A 2,273-nucleotide genomic window follows, 5' to 3' on the forward strand; every position below is an offset into this window, starting at 1 on the left:
GCCGCCGTGGTGAGGACCCATGCTGCATTGCTGGCTGACATGCTGGTCGAGCAATCACCGGATTACGTGCTGCCCGCCTCCTGCGAGGCGGCGCTGCAGCCGCTGGACGCCGACGAGCAGAGCCTGTGTCATGCGATGCAGGGCGAATTTGCGATGAACAAGGCCGCCATCGAGGCGTCCACGCAGACAGCAGGTAGCCGTCTGCTGCTGGATCGCGACCACACCCTGGCCCGGATCGCCGGCAATTTCGGCTGGGCATGCCGCCCCGCTGCAGCCAAGGCGCTGGCAGCCGATGTCCCGCTCCTTGTCCCGCTATCGCCCCGATGGGACGTGGGCTGCGTGGCCAATCCGCTGGGGTGCACATTGAGCGCCATCGCCGGGCCGTCCTACGCACAGTACGCTGCGCGCAGCCAGGACACGGCGGCGATGATCCGCCTGCTCGGCGCGCAGCGCTGGCTGCGGCAACAGCCGGGGCCACCCGACGAGGCACTGGCGCGGTTACCGGCACAGTGGCGTTCGGACGCCCGCATGCCACAACTGTCTGCCGACGGTCGCTACCTGCAGGTACTGCGGCGGGGACCTGCGCGCGAAGGCGAGGGCCCGGAAATCTCGATGCCGTTGCGGGCGGACTGGCCCGGGCTCAGTCGCCGTCGCCGAGCGGATTGAATGCCCAGCCATCGCCAACGCTGTCCAGCGTCCAGCGCTTGCGGTCACCCAGGGTCTGCCATCGCACCTGTTCCTTGTCGTCCTGCATGCTGCCTTCGGTCAGCTTCACCTTGCCGGTGGAGAAGTTCACGCTGAGGCCCTCGGTCTGCCCGGAATTGCGCATCATCGAGTCGCGGTCGTAACCGATCAGCGCGAAGGCGCCTTCCTGCCAGCGGAACGTGAACGTGGTGGTGCTGGTCGACCAGCTGCCCGCGCTGGAGAACGAATACAGCCCTACCCGCAGTGCGCCGCGCTGGATCGATACGCCGGTGCCTTCTGCCAGCGCGTCGCTGAGCACGGGCGAGTCCGGCCGCGGAATGAGTGTGTGGTTCTGCGCGGCCAGCACATAACCGGACGGTCGCGCAAAGGCGATGGCGAGGATGCGCGGGTTGCTGTCATACGGCGACGGCCCGAACCCATCGTGCTCGATGATGTTGCGCGGGTCCTGCTGGCGCAGCACCAGCGCAAGGTCGCTGCGCCCGTCCTGGTCGAGGTCGCCTTCAATCCTGTATTCCAGCGCCCAGCCGGCAGGTACGAAAGCCTCGGCCGTAGCGGCGTGCGTCGGCAGGATGGGGTAGCGCACCGGCGGCACATCCAGTGCGCTGGCGGCGAAGGGCAGGGCGGTCAGCGCCGCAGCAAGGACGAAAAGGCGCATTGCAGCCTCCATGGCAGGGCTGCAGAGGATAGCGGGGCGTCAGCCGGCCCGCTTTACCGTGCGTGTGGCTTCAAGCGCACATAGACCTGCTTGCGTACCTGCGCGACGACCTCGCCGGCTTCGTCGACCACGTCGTTGCTGAACCAGCGCAGCACTTTTTCGCCACCGGCCGCCGCCGTACGCAGTTCATCCAACAGGGCGTCGTCGATGCGGAAGGACGTGCGCACGGTTCCACGGCCGGGCTTGAGGAAATCGATCGCACCGGCGCGATCCCAGACGTAATAGTCACGGCCGAGGGTGTGCATCAGGCCCAGCATCCAGAACGGATCGGTCATCGCGAACAGGCTGCCGCCGAAGTGGGTGCCGACGTAGTTGCGGTTCCAGGGGCGCAGGCGCAGTTCCACGTCGATCTGCCGGTAGTCCGGGGTGATCCGGGTGACATGGATGCCGGTGAACAGGAACGGTGGCCACAGATTGATGCCGAAGCGGAACGTGCTGGCTTTCATGCGGGAACCGGGCAGGGGGCGGGGCCCCAGTCTAACCATTCGCATGCGTATGTTGTAGCCCGTGGCATCCACATCAGGCCGGCCGGCCGCTACGGCCCGGGCGTGCCGCCGTCGATCACATAGCCGTCGCGGCCATTGTCCTTGGCCCGGTAAAGCGCGTTGTCGGCGCCTTCGACGAAATGATGCGGTTGCAGGTCGCTGTCCGGCACACGGGTGTAGACGCCGATGGTCAGGGTGACACCCGTGTCGCTGCCATCGCCGGGCGGCGGCAGGGCGCGTATGCAGGAGATCAGGTCTTCGATCACCTGCCGTGCGCCTTCAACCGGGGTGTCGGGCAGCACCAGTGCGAACTCGTCGCCGCCGTAGCGGGCGGCCATGTCACGGGGGCGCCGGGCATGCGCCTGGAT

Annotated in this window: 3 protein-coding genes and 1 pseudogene; 1 reads left to right on the top strand and 3 read right to left on the bottom strand. The window is 67.4% G+C overall.

Going from position 1 to position 2,273, the window contains the following annotated elements:
• Positions 1–666 (top strand): annotated as a pseudogene (locus DBR20_RS23660) (hypothetical protein); the annotation flags it as partial.
• On the opposite strand, the gene DBR20_RS21200 reads toward DBR20_RS23660, so the two are convergent.
• The 3 genes from DBR20_RS21200 to DBR20_RS23665 form a co-directional block, all read right to left on the bottom strand.
• Positions 641–1,360 carry a hypothetical protein gene (locus tag DBR20_RS21200; RefSeq protein ID WP_108268276.1) on the bottom strand — a complete coding sequence of 240 codons (720 nt, stop codon included), beginning with the start codon at positions 1,358–1,360 and terminating at the stop codon, positions 641–643. The pseudogene DBR20_RS23660 and the gene DBR20_RS21200 overlap by 26 nt on opposite strands.
• Before the next feature lie 53 nt (positions 1,361–1,413).
• Positions 1,414–1,866: a DUF4442 domain-containing protein gene (locus DBR20_RS21205; protein WP_032975063.1), complete on the bottom strand. Its 453-nt coding sequence runs from the start codon at positions 1,864–1,866 to the stop codon at positions 1,414–1,416.
• Between the two features lie 89 nt (positions 1,867–1,955).
• Positions 1,956–2,273 (bottom strand): GGDEF domain-containing protein (locus DBR20_RS23665; protein ID WP_258223462.1); only part of this gene is annotated, 318 nt, incomplete at its 5' end.

Origin of the sequence: Stenotrophomonas sp. HMWF023 (assembly GCF_003060985.1) — a bacterium.
GTDB classification, from domain to species: domain Bacteria; phylum Pseudomonadota; class Gammaproteobacteria; order Xanthomonadales; family Xanthomonadaceae; genus Stenotrophomonas; species Stenotrophomonas lactitubi.

What these genes read in the sequence shown, in the direction of transcription:
- DBR20_RS21200 (WP_108268276.1), bottom strand. Translation starts at nt 1,360, where the DNA reads ATGCGCCTTTTCGTCCTTGCTGCGGCGCTGACCGCCCTGCCCTTCGCC.
- DBR20_RS21205 (WP_032975063.1), bottom strand. Translation starts at nt 1,866, where the DNA reads ATGAAAGCCAGCACGTTCCGCTTCGGCATCAATCTGTGGCCACCGTTC.